Annotated in this window: 19 protein-coding genes; 8 read left to right on the top strand and 11 right to left on the bottom strand. The window is 53.0% G+C overall.

Translation table 11 applies throughout. The features are described from left to right. Window positions 1–105 precede the first annotated feature (105 nt). Both prs and dauA read left to right on the top strand, forming a co-directional pair. Window positions 106–1053, top strand: a complete 948-nt coding sequence (prs, locus tag SOM40_RS13370; protein WP_003856663.1) for a ribose-phosphate diphosphokinase — start codon at window positions 106–108, stop codon at window positions 1051–1053. A gap of 120 nt (window positions 1054–1173) precedes the next feature. Further along, a complete protein-coding gene (gene dauA, locus SOM40_RS13375) occupies window positions 1174–2850 on the top strand; it encodes a C4-dicarboxylic acid transporter DauA (RefSeq protein ID WP_166185320.1) in 1677 nt (558 codons plus the stop codon). On the opposite strand, the gene SOM40_RS13380 is transcribed toward dauA, so the two are convergent. Together SOM40_RS13380 and ychH are read right to left on the bottom strand one after the other, a co-directional pair. Continuing rightward, window positions 2836–3879 carry a MerR family transcriptional regulator gene (locus SOM40_RS13380; RefSeq protein ID WP_320530121.1) on the bottom strand — a complete coding sequence of 348 codons (1044 nt, stop codon included), beginning with the start codon at window positions 3877–3879 and terminating at the stop codon, window positions 2836–2838. The genes dauA and SOM40_RS13380 overlap by 15 nt on opposite strands. 120 nt (window positions 3880–3999) lie before the next feature. Beyond that, a complete protein-coding gene (ychH, locus tag SOM40_RS13385; protein WP_106993222.1) occupies window positions 4000–4275 on the bottom strand; it encodes a stress-induced protein YchH in 276 nt (91 codons plus the stop codon). Between the two features lie 276 nt (window positions 4276–4551). On the opposite strand from ychH, the gene pth reads away from it, so the two are divergent. Both pth and ychF read left to right on the top strand, forming a co-directional pair. Next, entirely contained in the window at window positions 4552–5136 is a 585-nt protein-coding gene (pth, locus tag SOM40_RS13390; RefSeq protein WP_106993223.1) for an aminoacyl-tRNA hydrolase, read from the top strand. 126 nt (window positions 5137–5262) lie between these two features. After that, the gene (ychF, locus tag SOM40_RS13395) at window positions 5263–6357 is read left to right on the top strand and encodes a redox-regulated ATPase YchF (RefSeq protein WP_225758588.1); all 1095 of its coding nucleotides are present in this window, start codon (window positions 5263–5265) and stop codon (window positions 6355–6357) included. A 58-nt stretch (window positions 6358–6415) separates the two neighbouring features. Here the strand turns inward: ychF and SOM40_RS13400 are convergent, their stop codons facing one another. The 5 genes from SOM40_RS13400 to ftrA form a co-directional block, all read right to left on the bottom strand. Beyond that, window positions 6416–8182 (bottom strand): glycosyltransferase family protein, encoded by a 1767-nt coding sequence (locus SOM40_RS13400; protein WP_320530122.1) that lies wholly within the window; start codon window positions 8180–8182, stop codon window positions 6416–6418. A 5-nt stretch (window positions 8183–8187) separates the two neighbouring features. Beyond that, a complete protein-coding gene (locus SOM40_RS13405; protein WP_320530123.1) occupies window positions 8188–9042 on the bottom strand; it encodes a hypothetical protein in 855 nt (284 codons plus the stop codon). Next, on the bottom strand, window positions 9029–9676 hold the full coding sequence (locus SOM40_RS13410) for a class I SAM-dependent methyltransferase (RefSeq protein ID WP_320530124.1): 648 nt from the start codon (window positions 9674–9676) through the stop codon (window positions 9029–9031). The genes SOM40_RS13405 and SOM40_RS13410 overlap by 14 nt, the downstream gene beginning before the upstream one ends. Before the next feature lie 21 nt (window positions 9677–9697). Next, window positions 9698–10663, bottom strand: coding sequence for a glycosyltransferase family 2 protein (locus SOM40_RS13415; RefSeq protein WP_320530125.1), 966 nt, complete (start codon window positions 10661–10663; stop codon window positions 9698–9700). 87 nt (window positions 10664–10750) lie between these two features. Then, window positions 10751–11740, bottom strand: coding sequence for a transcriptional regulator FtrA (ftrA, locus tag SOM40_RS13420; protein WP_320530126.1), 990 nt, complete (start codon window positions 11738–11740; stop codon window positions 10751–10753). A 109-nt stretch (window positions 11741–11849) separates the two neighbouring features. Between ftrA and SOM40_RS13425 the strand changes: the two genes are divergently transcribed. Beyond that, entirely contained in the window at window positions 11850–12245 is a 396-nt protein-coding gene (locus SOM40_RS13425) for a rhodanese-like domain-containing protein (protein ID WP_320530127.1), read from the top strand. Between the two features lie 41 nt (window positions 12246–12286). Here SOM40_RS13425 and SOM40_RS13430 read toward each other — a convergent pair whose 3' ends face one another. Continuing rightward, window positions 12287–13672: a purine-cytosine permease family protein gene (locus SOM40_RS13430; protein WP_320530267.1), complete on the bottom strand. Its 1386-nt coding sequence runs from the start codon at window positions 13670–13672 to the stop codon at window positions 12287–12289. Window positions 13673–13994: 322 nt separating this feature from the next. Between SOM40_RS13430 and SOM40_RS13435 the strand changes: the two genes are divergently transcribed. The 3 genes from SOM40_RS13435 to SOM40_RS13445 all read left to right on the top strand — a co-directional run bounded on the left by SOM40_RS13435 (window position 13995) and on the right by SOM40_RS13445 (window position 17466). Next, window positions 13995–16268, top strand: a complete 2274-nt coding sequence (locus SOM40_RS13435; RefSeq protein WP_320530128.1) for an FdhF/YdeP family oxidoreductase — start codon at window positions 13995–13997, stop codon at window positions 16266–16268. Between the two features lie 104 nt (window positions 16269–16372). Further along, window positions 16373–16780: an MbcA/ParS/Xre antitoxin family protein gene (locus tag SOM40_RS13440; protein WP_106993229.1), complete on the top strand. Its 408-nt coding sequence runs from the start codon at window positions 16373–16375 to the stop codon at window positions 16778–16780. Then, a complete protein-coding gene (locus SOM40_RS13445) occupies window positions 16777–17466 on the top strand; it encodes an RES family NAD+ phosphorylase (protein ID WP_320530129.1) in 690 nt (229 codons plus the stop codon). The genes SOM40_RS13440 and SOM40_RS13445 overlap by 4 nt, the downstream gene beginning before the upstream one ends. Before the next feature lie 9 nt (window positions 17467–17475). Here the strand turns inward: SOM40_RS13445 and SOM40_RS13450 are convergent, their stop codons facing one another. The 3 genes from SOM40_RS13450 to SOM40_RS13460 form a co-directional block, all read right to left on the bottom strand. Next, window positions 17476–17877: a YybH family protein gene (locus tag SOM40_RS13450; RefSeq protein ID WP_320530130.1), complete on the bottom strand. Its 402-nt coding sequence runs from the start codon at window positions 17875–17877 to the stop codon at window positions 17476–17478. 110 nt (window positions 17878–17987) lie between these two features. Then, complete coding sequence (locus tag SOM40_RS13455) at window positions 17988–19055, bottom strand: FUSC family protein (protein ID WP_320530131.1); 1068 nt, start codon at window positions 19053–19055, stop codon at window positions 17988–17990. 302 nt (window positions 19056–19357) lie between these two features. Next, window positions 19358–19837: an Hcp family type VI secretion system effector gene (locus SOM40_RS13460; protein ID WP_320530132.1), complete on the bottom strand. Its 480-nt coding sequence runs from the start codon at window positions 19835–19837 to the stop codon at window positions 19358–19360. Between the last annotated feature and the right edge of the window lie 169 nt (window positions 19838–20006).

Raw genomic sequence — 20006 nt, forward strand, 5'->3', positions numbered from 1 at the left:
GACGTTGCATCGCGCTCTTTAATACACCGCCTGGATAGCATTCGCCTGGCCCGCACAGTTTACGGCGAACTATCCACCACTGGACGCATGCCTGAGGTTCTTCTCGTGCCTGATATGAAGCTTTTTGCTGGTAACGCCACCCCGGAACTAGCACAACGTATTGCCAACCGCCTGTACACTTCTCTTGGCGACGCCGCCGTAGGTCGCTTTAGCGATGGCGAAGTCAGCGTACAAATTAACGAAAATGTACGCGGTGGTGATATTTTCATCATCCAGTCCACCTGTGCTCCAACTAACGACAACCTGATGGAATTGGTTGTCATGGTCGATGCCCTGCGCCGTGCTTCCGCTGGCCGTATCACTGCTGTAATTCCTTACTTTGGTTATGCCCGTCAGGACCGTCGCGTCCGTTCCGCACGTGTGCCAATTACCGCTAAAGTTGTCGCTGATTTCCTCTCCAGTGTTGGCGTTGACCGCGTTCTGACGGTTGACCTGCATGCCGAGCAGATCCAGGGCTTCTTCGACGTTCCGGTTGATAACGTATTCGGCAGCCCAATCCTGCTGGAAGACATGCTGCAGCTGAACCTGGATAACCCAATTGTGGTTTCTCCGGACATCGGCGGTGTGGTTCGCGCACGCGCTATCGCCAAACTGCTTAACGATACCGACATGGCGATCATCGACAAACGTCGTCCACGCGCTAACGTTTCTCAGGTGATGCATATCATCGGTGACGTTGCTGGCCGTGACTGCGTGCTGGTTGACGACATGATCGACACCGGCGGCACTCTGTGCAAAGCCGCCGAAGCGCTGAAAGAGCGTGGTGCTAAACGCGTATTCGCTTACGCGACTCACCCGATCTTCTCCGGCAATGCAGTGAACAACCTGCGCAACTCCGTCATTGATGAAGTTGTGGTGTGTGACACCATCCCACTGAGCGACGAAATCAAAGCGCTGCCAAACGTGCGTACTTTGACCCTGTCCGGGATGCTGGCCGAAGCGATTCGTCGTATCAGCAACGAAGAATCTATCTCTGCAATGTTCGAACACTAATCGGACGCAGTCTGAAAACCCGCTACGGCGGGTTTTTTTGTCTGTGGTATTTATTTGTATGATTAATGCCTCCTTCACCTGCCATTGATATGACAGATGATGCGCACCTGGATGATGATTGTGAAAAACGCTTCCTCTCACGTTCTGCCCTTCCGCGCCCTCATCGACGCCTGCTGGAACGAAAAATATACCCTGTCACGCTTCACCCGTGACCTGATCGCCGGGATCACCGTCGGCATTATTGCTATCCCACTGGCGATGGCGCTGGCGATTGGTAGCGGTGTGGCACCGCAATACGGTCTGTACACCGCCGCCGTTGCCGGGATTGTGATCGCCCTGACCGGCGGGTCGCGCTTTAGCGTCTCCGGGCCGACCGCCGCCTTTGTGGTGATCCTCTATCCGGTTTCCCAGCAGTTCGGCCTCGCCGGGTTGCTGGTGGCGACCCTGATGTCCGGGGTATTTTTGATTTTGTTCGGCCTGGCGCGCTTTGGCAGGCTAATTGAGTACATTCCGCTTTCCGTGACCCTGGGCTTTACCTCTGGGATCGGCATCACCATCGGGACCATGCAGATCAAGGATTTCCTTGGCCTGCAGATGGCCCATGTTCCGGAACATTACCTGCAAAAAGTGGGTGCGCTGGCGATGGCGCTGCCAACGGCAAACCCGGGGGATGCGGCGATCGGCGTGGTGACGCTGGGCACGTTGATCCTCTGGCCGCGACTGGGCATCCGCCTGCCGGGCCATCTGCCCGCCCTGCTGCTGGGCTGTGGGGTGATGGGGGTGGTGAACCTGCTGGGCGGCCACGTCGCCACTATCGGCTCGCAGTTCCACTATGTGCTGGCGGATGGCTCCCAGGGTAACGGCATCCCGCAGCTGTTGCCCCAACTGATACTGCCGTGGAATCTGCCTGGCTCCAGCTTCACCCTGAGCTGGGACTCCCTGCGCGCCCTGCTGCCTGCCGCCTTTTCGATGGCGATGCTGGGGGCGATTGAGTCGTTACTCTGCGCAGTGGTGCTGGACGGCATGACCGGCACCAAACACAAAGCCAACAGCGAGCTGGTCGGCCAGGGGCTGGGGAACATTATCGCCCCGTTCTTTGGCGGGATCACTGCCACGGCGGCCATTGCTCGTTCAGCGGCTAACGTCCGCGCCGGGGCGACATCTCCTGTCTCAGCAGTGATTCACTCGGTGCTGGTGATCCTCGCTCTGCTGGTGTTGGCTCCCCTGCTCTCGTGGCTCCCACTGTCGGCCATGGCGGCCCTGCTGCTGATGGTGGCGTGGAACATGAGCGAGGCGCATAAAGTGGTGAACCTGCTGCGCCGCGCGCCGAAGGACGACATCATCGTGATGCTGATCTGCATGTCGCTGACCGTGCTGTTTGACATGGTGATTGCGATTAGCGTCGGAATTGTGCTGGCCTCGCTGCTGTTTATGCGACGCATTGCCCGCATGACCCGGCTGGCAACTGTCAATGTCACGGTCCCGGACGACGTGCTGGTGCTGCGGGTGATCGGCCCCCTGTTCTTTGCCGCCGCCGAAGGGTTGTTCAGCGAACTGGAGTCGCGCATCGCCGGGAAACGGATCGTGGTGTTGAAATGGGATGCGGTACCGGTGCTGGATGCCGGCGGGCTGGACGCCTTCCAGCGCTTTGTGCAACGCCTGCCGGAAGGCTGTGAACTGCGGGTGAGTAATCTCGAATTCCAGCCCCTGCGCACCATGGCACGCGCAGGAGTGCAACCCATTGCGGGTCGTCTGGCGTTCTATCCGAACCGCGAGGCAGCGTTAGCGGATCTGTGACATTCGCCGCTGCATCATGATACCGATCGCCTGCTGGAGCCACTCAAGGACAGCGGGCGTCATCCAGGTTCCCTTCATCAGATGCGGCTCCTGCTGCATCGCCTGGCGGAATTTTTGCTGCGTCACCGGGCTGGTTCCCGCGTAGGACTGGAACAACGCCAGCCAGTTTTCGGCCAGCTGCTGCGCGCCGTCGGATGCGGGATCCAGCTCCTCCGTCTGGGCCTGGTGCAGCTTCGCCACCAGCGGCGGCCACTCCATCATGCGATCAAAATAGTGCGTCCGGGTAAAGGCCATCTCCTCCGGAGAAAGGTAGTTTTGCCAGATGCTCAGCTTTGATTCGGCAAAGGCCCGGGTAATGTAATCCATCATCTCTGCCGTGATCCCCGTTTGCTCACGCATCTGGGGTTCGACGCTGTGCATCTCGTTGAGACGGGTGAGAAACTCCGGTTTGCCCGCCGTGTCCTGCTCGAGACGCACCATCCAGCGTGTGGCCAGATCTCTCGCCCGCGGATCGGTGACCGCAACATCCCTCTCCAGCAGGCTTTTCGCCTCCTGAACCAGAGCGGCCCAGATATCTGCCAGCGCCTCTTTTTGCTGTGCAAACGGCAACTGCTGTAACTCATCTTTGCTAAACCAGCGATCGTACATGTTCATTAACTCCAGAGTCTGTAGCCAGGACTCCAGATCGAGATCCTCATGGGTATCAAGCCCGGTACGCAAATCCACAAGCCTGTCGCGCAGCGTAGTAATGCTGCGCATCTGCTTATCCAGCAGGCGGATTTGTGCCTCTAGCAGCTCTGATAACGAGAGTGAATCTTTTTCCAGAAAGTCCCTGATTTCAGCAAGTTCCAGCCCCGCCTTTGCCAGCGCCTGAATCATATGCAGACGCTGAACATCGGCCAGATTGTAGAGCCGGTAACCTGCCGCGCTTCTGGCAGAAGGTAGCAGCAACCCTGTTTGCTCATAATGGTGCAAGGTGCGCACGGTGATCCCGGCGCGTTTCGCCAGTTCCCCGACCTGAATTAACATAACAGCTCCTTCTTGTGCCAGTGGTGTCACTCTGGAGCCTTACGTTACGTGAGGGTCAATACGAGATGCAAAAAAAAACGACTCCAGAGGGAGCCGTTTCGCTGTTCATTGGTTAGCACATTAGCTGTGCTTATGCTGATCGCGACGGCAGCGCTTATCGTAGTGGCGCACCCACCAGTATCTGTCGCAGACCTGCTCGTGACCGCTGACGCGGGCACCCGCCAGCCACAATACGGCACCCAGGAAGATGCTCAGCACCGCACCATGTGCGAAGTATTGCGGCAGGTCAAGTTGCGGCAGCTGGTTTAAAATGGAATAACCGACGCCAACAACCATGACCACCAATCCCAACCCCATCAGCACGTTACCGAGTAACGAAGCGTTTCTGCGTTTCATGTGTCACCTCCGGAACTTTGGGTTGCAGGGGAATAATCTCCCTAATCCTTGTGTGTAAAGTATAGACAACACCCCTTGTGCTGATTGCGCCAGGGATCACATTTACGCACATCGGGGCAACAAAACTTTACAAATAAGCCTTTGAGTAGCATGAAATTCTAATGGTTCAAAGGCGGTATTATTCATCTTCTACGCAACGGCGCGCAGAATTTTGTCAAGCGACCCGGCAGACAGTACACTACGCGCCAGACTTAGCACTTTCAGGAATAAAAAAACGTGACGATTAAACTGATTGTCGGCCTGGCCAACCCCGGCGCGGAATATGCGGCCACCCGCCACAATGCGGGCGCCTGGTATGTTGATCTGCTGGCCGAGCGGTTGCGCGCTCCCCTGCGCGAAGAGCCGAAATTCTTCGGGTATACCTCACGCGTTAACCTGGCCGGAGCCGATGTGCGTTTGCTGGTGCCGACCACGTTTATGAACTTAAGCGGTAAAGCCGTGGCCGCGCTGGCGACCTTTTACCGTATCAATCCGGATGAAATCCTGGTGGCGCACGACGAACTGGATCTGCCCCCGGGCGTGGCAAAATTCAAACTCGGCGGCGGTCACGGCGGGCATAACGGTTTAAAAGACATCATCAGCAAACTGGGCAATAATCCCAATTTCCACCGTTTGCGCCTCGGTATTGGTCATCCGGGCGATAAAAACAAAGTTGTCGGCTTTGTCCTCGGTAAGCCCCCGGCCTCGGAACAGAAGCTGATCGACGACGCGGTAGACGAAGCGGCGCGTTGCACCGAAATCTGGTTGCAGGATGGCTTAACCAAGGCCACCAACCGTCTTCACGCTTTCAAAGCGCAATAAGCGGCGCGAGACGCCTTTTTTGACCCGCATGCTGCGGGTTACGTGTATAATAGGCAAAGTTATTTACTTTTCTTCGACTCGTTAATGTTAACGTGTTGAATATCAAGACATTAAGGTGATTCAGAAATGGGATTCAAATGCGGTATCGTTGGTCTGCCTAACGTTGGCAAATCCACCCTGTTTAACGCGCTGACTAAAGCGGGCATCGAAGCAGCTAACTTCCCGTTCTGCACCATCGAGCCAAACACCGGTGTCGTGCCAATGCCCGATCCACGTCTGGACCAGCTCGCGGAGATCGTTAAGCCGCAGCGCATTCTGCCAACCACCATGGAGTTCGTGGACATCGCTGGCCTGGTGAAAGGCGCGTCCAAAGGCGAAGGCCTGGGCAACCAGTTCCTGACCAACATCCGTGAAACCGAAGCCATCGGCCACGTTGTACGTTGCTTTGAAAACGACAACATCATCCACGTGAATAACAAAGTGGATCCGGCTGATGATATCGAGGTTATCAACACCGAGCTGGCCCTGTCTGACCTCGACACCTGCGAGCGCGCCCTGCACCGCGTGCAGAAGAAAGCCAAAGGCGGCGACAAAGACGCGAAAGCGGAACAGGCTGCGCTGGAAAAATGTCTGCCACAGCTGGAAAACGCCGGCATGCTGCGTGCCCTGAAAAATCTGACCGAAGAAGACAAAGCGGCGATCAAATACCTGAGCTTCCTGACCCTGAAGCCAACCATGTATATCGCTAACGTCAACGAAGACGGTTTTGAAAACAACCCATACCTCGACAAAGTGCGTGAAATCGCTGCGGCCGAAGGTTCTGTGGTGGTGGCAGTCTGTGCTGCGGTGGAATCTGATATCGCCGAACTGGACGATGCTGACCGCGACGAGTTCATGGCCGAACTGGGTCTGGAAGAGCCAGGCCTGAACCGCGTGATCCGCGCCGGTTACGAGCTGCTGAACCTGCAGACCTACTTCACCGCTGGCGTGAAGGAAGTGCGTGCATGGACTATCCCTGTTGGCGCGACCGCTCCACAGGCTGCGGGTAAGATCCACACCGATTTCGAGAAAGGCTTTATCCGTGCGCAGACTATCGCCTTTGAAGACTTTATTGCCTATAAAGGCGAGCAAGGCGCGAAAGAAGCCGGCAAGATGCGTGCAGAAGGGAAAGATTACATCGTTAAAGATGGCGATGTGATGAACTTCCTGTTTAACGTCTAATCCCTGCTAAACAGACAAAAATCCACGCCCTTGCGTGGATTTTTTTATTGCGGATATGCTACTGGAAATAGAGGCGGAAGGCATACGCGCCACCCACATTTGCGCCATCCACATAAGCTTTGCCTTTGGCGTATCTGTCTCCGGCACCCGGGCCAAACCTTGTGAGTAAAAAGACAGGAGCCTCGAATTCCTGTTTTATCGCCCACCAGGTGATGGCATTATCCTGGGTACACTCATCGCACGTCAGCCGCAGGGTATATTGCTGATTTTTGATTATTTTTACTCGCCTGAAGTCAAACCATGCATAGGTATTGTCTGCAAGGTTTTCCATCATGATCACTTCAGAGGCAACGGTTTTTCCGGAGTTATCAATCAACACCAGGGTTACTGGACCATGATTTTTCCGTGCAAAGGTGGCCAGCATCAACTCAACACCTCTTAATGTATTGGATTCAGCCAGAATGGTCTGTTCAAAGCGACGCCCCTTGATAAGGTATCCATAACTGGTATTAAAAAGCGGCTGCTCTATTATCGTCGTGGATTGCCACACTTGAAGCTCTGAGACTTTAATTAACGCAGGATAGCCAGACATTACCAAAGCCGCGCTCATCATTATAAAAACTATGCCTTTGATCAAATTACTTTTAATCCGTGACAGAACTTTTGCTATCACTAACGAACAGATCGGTAAAAATCCAAAAAAATATCTGGCCTGCATTGCACCTGTATAGCCTGTCTTTAAATGCATATCTCTGATAGTGAAAAGGTAAATAATAAAGAAAATAAAGAATGCCATTACAAAGGAGAATGTGACACGGTAAAAATCATTATTACTCGTCGTCTTTTTTAATAAAATGCAACCTGCCATAACGGCCACTATAATCAAGATAACTTTTACAATGAATATTCTGAATTCACTGTCCATTATATAGACATGCCCATAGGGGATAGTCAGAGTCACAAAATTACCGTTAAGAAAATTCCCGAAAAACTCTGAAAAAGGCAGTCTTTTAGCATCAGGATGTTCAATCCAAAACCAGGCCGCAGGCGTGCCCTGAGGCGCTGGATAAAATCCACTATAGACACTATGCGTCCAGACAAAATAAATGACAACAATCGCTATCGATGCGGTTATAATTAGCCATTGTTTGACAGAGATTTTCTTTATTATTTTAATGAGCAATGAAAAATTAAAAATCGCAACGGAGACTAACAAACAGACGATAACTAAAGAACCTGTTGCTTTACTCAGCGAAGCTATAATCCCACCGGCACAAATAAACACAATGCATGAGGTTAATGGCTTGCTATCTTTATGAACCTCCATCAACCCCAGTAACCCGCAGATAACCAGAGTACAACCCAGCACATTGATCTGATCGTTACTTACTGCGCTTCCTAACAGCACAAACATGGGGATAATAAGTAAAAAAGCGCCCCCTACAAAAGTTGCGAGTCTGGACTGAGTGGTCTGGTACAACATCCCGCATGTCAATGCGATGATGATAAGAGAGATGGCCATGTTTACGTAACGGCCCAGGGTAGCAAATGCATCCTGCAAATGTAAGAGACTCGCCAGTTCGCCTACGATGAAATAATACAATGCCGGATGATTCAGGTAATTAAGTTTATTACTTGAATAAATAAGGCCATTATTATAATCGGGAAAGTTGTTTTTCATAACATCAACCACATATCCCATATGCGCAAACTCATCCGGGAAAAACCCAGGGTTATAGGATTGCGAATAGCCTATCCCTAATATGAGATAAAATATTGAAAGAAAAACAACAATCAAAACAACGGTAACTTTTTGTTTGTTCATAACAATCATCTTAAGGAGAGAGAGTAGAGGTAAAAAAAGCAATCACCTACAACCGTAGTGATTCGACTTATTATGACTGCCAGAACAATGTCAACCTCAGCAAAGAATGGCTTTAACAATAAAATAAGTATAAATTCTCTGACCCCTACCCCAGCAGGAGAGCCTGGCGTAATAAGCCCTGCAAGCCATGCGATGACATATGCTCCAATGAGCGGCAGTACCAGCGCCGGGGTGGCAGTCCAGTTATCGACAATGGAATAGAGTACGCACAGGAACACAGTACCTGAGATCACCAGGAACAGGAAGTATCGTGCTATGGCCTTGATTAAACTGCTCTTATCCTGCCATTTCAACCCCAGAGCAATTAACGTTGCAATAATAATGAACAGCGATAAGCCATAGATAATATTAAAAGCAGGATATAATAGGGGTAACATCCATAATACAAAAGCGGCACCAGTCAGAACTAACAGCAGTAACTCCAGAAAAGTGCTCTTTGCAATCGCTTTTCCTGAAAAACCATGAGACATCGCCAGAAATTGCCTGCCCGCGAACTGGAAAATATTGCCAGGCACATATTTCGCTAACTGAGTCAGGCCGTAAATCCTGGTGGCAATCCGGGAGGTAATGGACTGTTCCAGCCCTACCATTAGTATGCGCCATGCAGAAGCAAGAATAATATTGGCGGCACCATAGATTCCTGCCAGTATCAGAATTAGAGAAAGTAACTTTAGCGTAAATGTGTCTTCCGGAATCTGCGCCCAGTACGCCATTATTCTGTGCACAACAAACAGGACACTCAGAACTGCTATAACACTGCCTGCAATATTGAGCGCTTTCCGTAAATTATTTTTTGTCATACGGCACGCATAACAACATGGTCCAGGGAAAAGGTGAAGACACCTCGATTATTTTGAAATAATTCCCGGTGAATTTTATAAAGGCTTTTTTTGACCAATGCTGTATATGCCCAGGCGTATTACCAAAGCTTTTTAAATATTTCCCACGAGCCATATTGAGCGCACACCAGATGGGTTCACGTGGCACGCTGACGATAAGATAGTTATTGACCAGCGTCTGTAAGACCTTCATCGCCTTGTCAGGATCCTCCAGATGCTCCATCACTTCACAGCAGACAATTAAATCAGCACTGTCCGTATCAGACTTGAGATCATAAATACTCTTTGCATTGAACACGTCAGGTCGCAAATCTGCCGCTAGCGCATTTTCTCGTGCTAAAGAGATTACATCATGAGAAAAATCGCTGCCGACAGCCTGTAACCCTTGGCCATTCCATTTATTGACCCAAAAACCTTCACCACAGCCAACTTCATGAATCGTTGTTGGATTTGCTCGTAATACAAAAGTTTCAAGAGAGGAGTCAAAACCATTCATCATCCATTTAACAATGGGATTTTTAGAGCCATATTTGTCATAAGCGTTACCGAATACGACACCGTCTTCAGACTTACCACCCGAAACTTTGAAACCCATAATCACCTCATATCTCTGTTCTTAATCATTATTCCCTGTTTTATTATTCGGGCTTGATTCCAGCTGCGCAACTTTGAAACGTAAGTCTTCGAGAAGTTTCCGGTTGGCCGATAAAAGATCGGTAACAAAAGCTACAAGTATGGTCTGGAAGCCCATTCCCATAAGTATCGATGCCAGAATTAATGACTGGACATAGCCATCACCATCGCCAGTGAAATATTTATAGAGAAAACGCATGCCTAACAAGAAGCCAGCCGAAAACAGTACTGTCCCTATAGCACCAAAAAACCGAAATGGACGATAAATTACAAAAATACGGACTATGGTAATAATACTTCTTTTAATATAGGACGAAATACTCTTTACCAGACGAGATGGCCGCAGGTCTTCATTGACCCGAACTGAAACTGAAGTAATAGCGATATTTTTTTGGCCTGCCTGAATAATGGTTTCCAGGGTATAGGTGTAATCATTAAAAACCATCAGTTTTTGTGCTGTTGCTCTCGACATAGCCCTGAATCCACTTGGTGCATCGGGAATATTGGTATTACTGGCCACACGGACAACCCAACTTCCTAGTTTTTGCAGATATTTTTTAACAGGAGAAAAATGGTCAATGGTAGAAATAGGTCTTTCACCGATTACCATCTCTGCGCGGTGTTCAAGTATAGGGGCAACTAATAATGGGATATCTTCAGCAGAATATTGATTATCTGCATCAGTGTTTACGATAACATCAGCATCTAAGCTCAGACATGCATCGAGTCCGGTCATAAAGGCTTTAGCTAACCCTTTATTAGCTGCATGTTTCACGACATGGTCAACACCATTTTGTCTGGCTACGTTGACAGTGTCATCGGTACTGCCATCATCAATAATCAGCCATTCCACCGTATCAAAACCGGCAATCTGTCTGGGTAGCGCATTCAAAGCAATTGCAAGTGTCTCAGCTTCATTAAAGCAGGGAATCTGTATGATTAATTTCATTTACCCTTCACCTAACATTTTTTGAATGCCTAGATAACATCTCCTTATAACATTTAACACTTTATATACAAAGGAATGGCTTTTCAATTATTCAGTTTTAATTTCCTCCCCTCGTATTGTTGCTAACTCAGCAACCCCCCTCCTGTACGCCGCAGGCGTCGTCGACAGCTGATTCCTGAAGTGATGGCGCATCGTTCCCACGCTGCCAAACCCCACCTGCTCCGCAATCCGCTCTATCGACAGCTGGCTGTTTTCCAGCAGATCCTGGCTGCGGCTCAGGCGAGCATGCAATAACCATTGGGCAGGCGTCTTGCCAGTAGTCGCCGCAAAACGGCGCAAAAAGGTTCGCGGGCTCATGCCGACAAATTTTGCTAGGGAATCGACGCTGTGTGGGGCGGCAAGGTTTTCAAGCAGATAATCAAACAGCGCGCCAAGCCGATGGCCTTCATAGGCGACCGGCACCGCCTGCTGGATAAACTGCGCCTGGCCGCCATCGCGATGCGGGGACACCACCAGCCGACGCGCCACCTGGTTGGCCGCCACGCTGCCATAATCCCGGCGCACCAGGTGCAGACAGAGGTCGATGCCCGCCGCGCTACCGGCGGAGGTCAGGACATCACCGCTATCGATATATAAGACGTCAGGGGTGACCTGAATGGCGGGATAACGCTGTTGCAGCAGGTCTGTGTAGCGCCAGTGGGTGGTGGCCTGGCGATTATCAAGTAACCCTGCGGCCGCCAGCACAAAGACGCCGGAGCAAATGGATAAAATTCTCGCCCCACGCTGATGGGCGGCGATCAGTTGCTCGCATAGAGCAGCAGGCACCGGAACATCGGCGCCCCGCCAGCCGGGAACGATAATGGTCCCGGCCTCGGCCAGCAATTCCAGCCCGCCGTCGACCATCAGCCGGATGCCCCCCGTGGCGCGCAGCTCCCCCGGCTCGACACCCGCTACCGCAAAGCGATACCAGTCATCCCCCATTTCAGGGCGGGCAAGGCCGAAAATTTCCACGGCAATGCCGAATTCAAACGTACATAAGCCGTCATAGGCCAGCGCAACCACCAGAGGATTATTCATCACCGCACTCAGGGTATTTTTGTCATGATCCTGATGGTATATGGCATTTCTGCCAGCTGTCAAAACTGCGCTGCCGCCGTAGAGTAAAGCCTCAAACCTGGAGGAAACGATGAGCTATGTGACTGATTATCCTGCTGCGACAGCAGAAAACGCGGCGAACCATTTTTTACAACGGCTGAGTGTGGAAACGGATTGCGACGACGTCCACACCGCGTTCAAAGAGGGCGATATCGATTTTGTGTTGCTGCATGTGGTGGGCAGCCCGGAGGCATTTGCTCGCCGTCATATTCCGGGGGCGGTGCATCTACGCCATCGCGATATTACAGCCGACAGAATGGCGGAGTGGCCACCCGAGACCCTGTTCGTTGTCTATTGCGCCGGACCGCACTGCAACGGTGCCGATCGCGCAGCGCTGAAGCTTGCGCAACTGGGTCGTCCGGTGAAGATTATGATCGGGGGCATGACCGGCTGGGCCGACGAAGGTTTTGCCTTTAACGCCGGATAATACCGACGCCGACCCTGCATTCAGGGTCGGCATCTCTCCCCTTACCTGCCCGATGCCGGGTAGATAGTCTGCTCCGGCAATACCCTGCGATCAAAACGTCGTAAGGCATAGTACAGCCCCGCCGTACAGAACCAGCCGATGATCCACGACACATCATTCCCGGCAAAAATCCAGGTCAGCGAACCGTGGTAGAGCGGGTTCTCAATGAACGGCAGCTGGATCAGCACGCCAACGGCATAGACGCTGATACCGAACAAATTCCAGTAGCCGTAGCGTTTACGCGGATCGAACAGCGCCGGAATATCGACGGCTTTACGGGAAATAATAAAGTAGTCGGTCAGACTAATGGCGCTCCACGGCACGAAGAACGCCAGCAGGAACAGCAGGAAATGGGTGAAGTGTTTCAGGAATGCGGGCTCACTGAGCAACGCAATCACGCAGGAGATGGCCACCATCAGCACCACAAAGATCACCCGACTTCTCTGGCTCAGCGTGCTCTGGTTGCGGAACCCCGACACGATAGTGGTCAGCGACATAAAGCTGCCGTAGGCATTCAGTGTGGTGAAAGTAATTTTGCCGAAGCAGATCGCAAAGTAGATCACCATCGCCATCGCTTCGCTTTTGCCCAGCCCGACGATATAGCTCACTTCATGCCCCTTGAAGGCGCTGCCGGCAATCGCCGCGGTGATCACCCCGAGGGTCATCGACGCCTGAGTGCCCAGCACCGTGCCGCTGAAGACCGAGAAGAAGGTTTTCACCCCGGAGACGTCGCGCGGCAGATAACGTGAGTAGTCTGACACGTAGGGGCAAAACGCGATCTGCCATGAAGAGGAGAGCGACACCGCCAGCAGGAACATCGGCATCGAGAAGTGGTTGTTCTGCGCAATCGCCCCCAGATCGCTGGACATCAGCTGGGCGATAAACAGATACACAAATGCCAGTACGCCCACCACGCTCGCCACTTTGCCGAGCTTGTGGATCACGCGATAACCCAGCACCGCAATCACGATAATGATCGCGCTGAACAGGATCATGCCCGCCACGTTCGACACCGACAGCAGTTTCGCCATCGCCTGTCCGGCCAGCACCGTGCCGCTGGCGGAGAAACCGACGTACATCACGCAGACCAGCACCAGCGGGATCACCGCCCCCAGCACGCCAAACTGGGCGCGGCTGATGATCATCTGTGGCAGACCGAGACGCGGCCCCTGCAGGGCATGGAACGACATCACCGTCGCCCCAAGCACCTGCCCTACCAGCAGGCCCACGATCGACCACACCACATCGCCGCCCAGCACCACCGCCAGCGCGCCGGTCACGATAGCGGTGATCTGCAGGTTGCCGCCAAACCACAGCGTAAACTGGCTGAAGGGGTGGCCGTGGCGTTCATCATCCGGGATGTAATCGATGGATCGCGTTTCTGACAACCGCGTCCCGTTTTTGTTTGACTGCTCTTCTGAAGACGATAAAGACGACATAGTTTCCTCTCTGAGTGCCTGATTACTGGCAGCCAAACATCCCGCTTGCGCTGACCCACCCGCCATATGACAGAACATGTATATACAACCAATAATCTTGCTTCACATTACCCGGAAGATGATTTTGTGAGCTGAACTGTGAATAATTTGTAATTAATTTGAAAATTATCTGTAGCAGAGAAAAACCGTCAGACGCGATAATCTGGCTGATACTGAGAGAATCAGGTGCGTTGTTGGGATAGCAAAACGCTGAGAACATGCAGGAGTAAAGATGAATCATAAACGACGTGCCGTTCCGGGCATTCACCATTACGCCGGTCCGGCGGGCGGCTGGGGAGCCTTAAAGGCCACGGCGATTGCCGTGCGTACGCAGATGGATGCTTTTGACGCCCCTGCCACCCTGCTGCGCACCAACCAGCCCGACGGTTTTGACTGCCCGGGCTGCGCCTGGCCAGACAAAGAACACAAATCCACCTTCCAGTTTTGCGAGAACGGTGCCAAGGCGGTGACCTGGGAGGCGACCACGAAGCGCGTCACCCCGTCGTTTTTCGCAGAACACACCGTCAGCGCCCTGTGGGAGAAAAGTGATTTTGAGCTGGAAGGCTATGGCCGTCTGACCCATCCCATGAAATACGATCCGCAGAGTGATACCTTTCGCCCGGTAAAATGGGACGACGCCTTCGCCCGTATCGGGGAGGTGCTGCGCGGCCTGGCACCCAATCAGGTTGAATTTTACACCTCCGGGCGCGCCTCGAACGAAGCCGCGTTCCTGTATCAGCTGTTTGCCCGCGAACTGGGCACCAATAATTTCCCTGACTGTTCTAACATGTGCCATCAGGCCACCAGCGTTGGCCTGCCCCGCTCCATCGGCATTGGTAAAGGCACCGTCTCGCTGGAGGATTTTGACCACACCGAACTGGTGATCTCTATCGGCCACAACCCGGGCACCAACCACCCGCGGATGATGGGCACCCTGCACGAGCTTGCCCGCCGGGGGGTGCCGATTATCGTTTTTAACCCGCTGCGCGAAACCGCGTTAGAGCGTTTTGCCGATCCGCAAAGCGTCAGGGAGATGGCGACGTACAGCGCCACCGATATCGCCTCGACCTACTATCAGGTGAAAGCCGGGGGCGACGCCGCCGCGTTAAAAGGGATTGCAAAACATCTGCTGGTGCTGGACGCGCTGGATCACGACTTTATCGCTACCCAGACTCAAGGGTTCGCAGAATTTGCCGCTGACATCGCCGTGACATCGTGGGAGGCCATTGAACGTGAGTCCGGCCTCAGCCGCGCCGATCTGGAAAACGTGGCGCAGATCTACGCCAGGTCCCGCGCCACCATCATTACCTACGGCATGGGGATCACCCAGCATAACAAGGGCACCGCCAACGTGCGCCTGATTGCCGACCTGCTGTTGCTGCGCGGCAATATCGGCAAGCCCGGGGCGGGCATCTGCCCGTTGCGCGGCCACTCCAACGTGCAGGGCAACCGCACGGTGGGAATTACCGAAAAACCGACCGCCGCCTTCCTTGACCGGCTGGGCACGGTGTTTGGCTTTACGCCACCCACCGCCCACGGCCACGACGCGGTACAGGCTGCTCAGGCGATGATCGACGGCGAGGCCAAAGCGTTGCTGTGCCTCGGGGGTAATTTTGCCGTAGCAATGCCCGATCACGACAAAGCCTTCCCGGCGTTGAAAACACTGGATCTCAGCGTGCATGTCGCCACCAAGCTGAACCGCACCCACCTGCTGGTTGGTAAGGAGACCTGGCTCCTGCCCTGCCTCGGGCGCACCGAGCTGGACATGCAGCCCAGCGGCCAGCAGTCGATTACCGTGGAAGATTCAATGTCGATGGTGCATGCTTCCAGCGGTAAGCTGAAACCGGCTTCACCCTTGCTGCGCTCGGAGCCAGCCATTGTCGCCGGGATCGCCCACGCCACTCTGACGAACAGCAACACCGACTGGCTGGAGCTGGTGGCCGACTACGACCGTATCCGCGAGCGGATCGAACAGACCCTGCCCGGCTTTGAGAACTTCAACGCGCGTATCCGAATTGCTGGCGGATTCCGCATGCCGCTGCCACCCACCGAACGCATCTGGCCGACGCCCACCGGCAAAGCGATGTTCTCCCTGTTTGACGGCGTTGAGGAGAATCTCCCCGGTGAAGGTGAGAATGTGCTGCGTCTGGTCACCCTGCGCAGTCACGACCAGTACAACACCACCATCTACGCCCTCGATGACCGCTATCGCGGGGTGTTTGGCCGCCGCGACGTGCTGTTTATGAACGAAGCCGATATGCAGCAGCTCGGGCTGGAGCATGGCGATCGGGTGGATATCACCACCGCCCTGCCCGACAGCCAGCAGCGCCTCAACGATATTACCCTGGTGGCCTACAGCATCGCCCCCGGCACGGTGGCCGCTTACTATCCCGAGGCTAACGTGCTGGTGCCGCTAAATTATCTCGATAAAGAGAGCGGCACGCCGTCGTATAAATCGGTGCCGGTGCATATCACCCTGCGCTCTAAGGAGATCCAGGCGTTATAAAGCAGAGTGACCAGGAATCAGGTAAAGGCGTCTTCACGTAGACAGATTGTTATATTTAGTTCATGCTAAGACTATATTAATCAATCTGAGCTGAGGGGTATCCTATGACGAAGCACCTGAACCCTGCCTCTGAATCCCGCGGCGATCGCGATCTGATCGCCATCAGAGCTGCGATGAACATTCTGGAAAAATGGGGCTGCACAACAGAGCAGCAGCAGAACATACTGCAACTCTCCAGAGCGGCGCTCTATAAGTACCGCCATAACGATACGAAGACGGCCTCGTTAAGTCACGATCAGTTAACCCGGATCAGCTACCTGCTGAATATGCACTCGGCGCTGCGCATCGTGTTCAGTAACCCCGAGAACGTCTACGGGTTTATGACCATGGCGAACCACAATGCTTACTTCAATGGGGCAACGCCGTTATCCCTGATTGAGGATGGCGAGTTCGGCAATCTGCATGAAGTCGCCCGGCGTGTTGATGTCCTGCGCGGAGGCCTGGCCGGATGATCCATCCTGAGATCCCCAGAACAGCGCTAATCCCCTTCAAAGGCTATCGCCTGCTGCATACCAAGTACCCGGCCATTTACGTGTTTGAGGACGTTGCCACCCCGGAGGAGTTTGACGTTCTCTACGACATCCAGAAACTAACCAACCCGCGCCTGTCGCAGGAAGTGGGAAATCTGGATCTGCTGCCGCGTGAAGAGTGGGTGCTGGGGATCCGCGGCGCACATTATGCGATGGCGGCCTTCACCCATATCAACCCCGACGGCAGCCGCTTTTCGAATGGCGATTTTGGCGTCTATTACCTCGGGGACAGCCAGGAAACGGCGCTGGCCGAAGTTGTTTACCACTGTCAGCGCTACTGGCGGAACGTGCCTGAACTGAAGTTCGAGCGCTTCGAGTATCGTTGCCTGGAAACCGAGCTGAGCAGTTCGTCATTTGTCGATATTACCGGCCTGCCGGATACCCATCCCTGGTATCACCCTACCGACTACCGCGAATCGCAACAGCTGGGCGCCAGCCTGCGCGTGGCGGGTGAAACCGGCGTAACTTACCGCTCGGTTCGTCACCGGGACGGTATCTGCTGGGCGCTGTTAACGCCGAAAACCATCACCAGCATCATTCAGACCTCGCTACATCAGATCATCTGGAATAAAGGCATGGTCAGCATCGGGCTGGTCACCCCCACCTGATCACAACTTTCAGGCATTCTCGCCATCTAACAGAGAAGTGCCGTAAGAGTTGTCGATGGTGCAGAGCCAGCGGTCGTTTTCCAGGCGGAAGACATAGGTTGCGCGACGTGTTATCTCAGACGTTCCCCCCAGTTCATCGGGGTAAAAAAGCTGTGTTTCCATGATCACCAGCGCATCGCCGCCACCTTCGATAATCTCCATTTCGCCCTGTTTGACGATGAGCTGATCCTGAAAATAGTCTGAGATAGAAATAAAGGCGCTGCGGATATTGTTTTTGCCTCTGACAATCGTCCCGGGCTTCACCACCAGCACGGCGTCTTCAGCGTAGTACTCCATCAGCGAATCGAAATCTTTGGCTGAGATCGCCCTGTCACACGCCTTAATGATCTGGCGAAGCGGGTGTTCGTTCATATGCTTTTCTCCTGGTGCGTGGTTGCCTGTATTCACTGTATCACTGGATCGCCAACTTTGTAGGCCGGGCAAGCGAAGCGGCCCGGCATTGCCCTTTGCCTCACATCATTTCAAACACTCAGTTTTAACCAGCGAAAAACCGTCATAACCATGCCAATGGTCATAATGGCGATCAGTATGCTGACACAGCGCATAACCGCCTGAATCGGCTCAGTCAGCCATAACGTCTCCTGGATAAAAACGATGATCCAGGCCACGGTAAACTGACGACCAAAATAACTGACGAGCAGTTTTCCCTGTTGCAGGTGACACCCCAGCCATAGCCCTGCAATCAGCGTGGCGATATAAACCGGAGGATAATGATGCATGAAGGGTAAAAGGATCAAACTCAACAGCGTCGCGGCCATGCAACCATATAAACGTTGCTGCATTCGCTGGCCGATCTGCTGCTGTACGGGCTGAGTCGAGGTCGGAAGAATAAAGACCGCCAGCACTGAAACCATCGCCTGCCAGAATCCTGTCAGATGGAATACAAGCAGTATCGGCGTCAGCAGTAACAGCGTGATCCCGGCCTGCAAGGGCAACAGCGGTCGTCGGGGCGGCTCAGGGTGATTAACCTGATGCGGCGCTACAACCTGTCTGCGCCGTTTCAACGGGTACAAAAGTACGGTAACCACAATACAGACGGCGCAACCCAGAACCACCTCTTCGATGCGGTTAAACGTAAAGCGTAGCAGGTGGCGAAACTCCCCGATCTTCTGCGCTTCAGCCATTACCATCATGGAGGTGACCGCCCCCAGCACCCAGGAATATGACCAGCGCGACACGTCTGCCAGCCATACCGCCACGCCCCCGACAACCGTGCAGAACAGGATCAGAAACGCCGAATCCTGAATAAGATACGTTGAAAGCAAGAGCGCCAGCACACCGCCAAGCACCGTCCCTGTCACCCAGTTGAACGCCCGAACTGTCGAGGCCTTGACTGAGGTATTCATCACCGCATAGCTACTCAGTGCTGCCCAGCCAGGGTAATCAAAACCCGCCAGATCGGACAACAACACCGACAACAACACAGCAGCGATGACCTGAATCGCGAATATGCTGTTCAGGGTTGCGGCAGCCAGACGACTTAGCCACTGTTTGAGTTGAGCGGTCGGTGAATGAAAGCTGGTGTTCACGATCTACCCCCTCTTTTTTATATGGTTACTGGGGAGTGTGGTTATCCGCGAAGGGCAAGCAAATCACCCGGTATGACCTTTCTGGAAGCCGCCTCGCAAAGCCTCAAGTAACCTTATGTAATTCGGGGTTAAGTCTTTAAGTTGGCGTATTGAAGAGAGAAATAACGGTGATATTTTTTGATCGCTAGTGAAGTAGCTGTGCGTTATGCAAACTCTTTAAGGTAGTCAGGGATTGAACACAAAATTATATGAAGTACGGGAAAAAGATAGGCCGCTAACACGGCCTCATATCTCATGGTTAGTCAGGCGCAACAACGATCATTCCATGAATCGCGATACATAATATTCCCTTCAGTATATTTCCATGTAATCGCCTCATAACGAAGCTCGAGCGTTTCCAGGTGCGTACTACTCAAGCCATTAGGCGCGAGATACGGTGATACAGTTACAACTTTGACATTGTCGAGGATGATATTGAAATACTCCGCCTCGATACCGGCGTCCCGGATGCGGTACATCTTAATCGTCGCTTTCTTCATGATTCGTCCTTCGCACACCGCCCGATACAGGAGTGGTGTGGTTTGGTCGAACTCCTTTACTACTGTTATTGGACGATGTACGCGTGTTCCGGTGAGTTTTCCCCAACTCGGATCTACAGGGATGGTCACGCCGTGGGAAAAGGATTTCAGTTCAATGGAACCCAAGCGCGTAGGCATTAAGCAACTTCCAACAACTGGCGAACCGTTTTCATCGTCGAGCCATAAATAAGCGGGAGTAGACATATAATTTCCTTATCATTGAATTATTAATAGTGGTTATTCTCGGCTATTACCATCTGCAGTAACGTGTGAAAATTATAATTATTACCATAGCGAATACACCAATAGGCCAGACCGGACTACCGGGGAAAAAATAATCCTGAAGTATCGCAAAAATAGCGGTCAAAATCAC

Origin of the sequence: Leclercia sp. CFBP8987 (genome assembly GCF_034044995.2) — a bacterium.
GTDB classification, from domain to species: domain Bacteria; phylum Pseudomonadota; class Gammaproteobacteria; order Enterobacterales; family Enterobacteriaceae; genus Enterobacter; species Enterobacter tamurae.

Excerpts from the sequence above, each read along its gene's own strand:
- SOM40_RS13435 (WP_320530128.1), top strand. The coding sequence starts at position 13,995 with ATGAATCATAAACGACGTGCCGTTCCGGGCATTCACCATTACGCCGGT.
- ftrA (WP_320530126.1), bottom strand. The coding sequence starts at position 11,740 with ATGAATAATCCTCTGGTGGTTGCGCTGGCCTATGACGGCTTATGTACG.
- ychH (WP_106993222.1), bottom strand. The coding sequence starts at position 4,275 with ATGAAACGCAGAAACGCTTCGTTACTCGGTAACGTGCTGATGGGGTTG.
- SOM40_RS13425 (WP_320530127.1), top strand. The coding sequence starts at position 11,850 with ATGAGCTATGTGACTGATTATCCTGCTGCGACAGCAGAAAACGCGGCG.
- SOM40_RS13440 (WP_106993229.1), top strand. The coding sequence starts at position 16,373 with ATGACGAAGCACCTGAACCCTGCCTCTGAATCCCGCGGCGATCGCGAT.
- SOM40_RS13460 (WP_320530132.1), bottom strand. The coding sequence starts at position 19,837 with ATGTCTACTCCCGCTTATTTATGGCTCGACGATGAAAACGGTTCGCCA.
- SOM40_RS13405 (WP_320530123.1), bottom strand. The coding sequence starts at position 9,042 with ATGACAAAAAATAATTTACGGAAAGCGCTCAATATTGCAGGCAGTGTT.
- SOM40_RS13450 (WP_320530130.1), bottom strand. The coding sequence starts at position 17,877 with ATGAACGAACACCCGCTTCGCCAGATCATTAAGGCGTGTGACAGGGCG.
- SOM40_RS13415 (WP_320530125.1), bottom strand. The coding sequence starts at position 10,663 with ATGAAATTAATCATACAGATTCCCTGCTTTAATGAAGCTGAGACACTT.
- SOM40_RS13445 (WP_320530129.1), top strand. The coding sequence starts at position 16,777 with ATGATCCATCCTGAGATCCCCAGAACAGCGCTAATCCCCTTCAAAGGC.
- SOM40_RS13410 (WP_320530124.1), bottom strand. The coding sequence starts at position 9,676 with ATGGGTTTCAAAGTTTCGGGTGGTAAGTCTGAAGACGGTGTCGTATTC.
- ychF (WP_225758588.1), top strand. The coding sequence starts at position 5,263 with ATGGGATTCAAATGCGGTATCGTTGGTCTGCCTAACGTTGGCAAATCC.
- SOM40_RS13380 (WP_320530121.1), bottom strand. The coding sequence starts at position 3,879 with ATGTTAATTCAGGTCGGGGAACTGGCGAAACGCGCCGGGATCACCGTG.
- SOM40_RS13400 (WP_320530122.1), bottom strand. The coding sequence starts at position 8,182 with ATGAACAAACAAAAAGTTACCGTTGTTTTGATTGTTGTTTTTCTTTCA.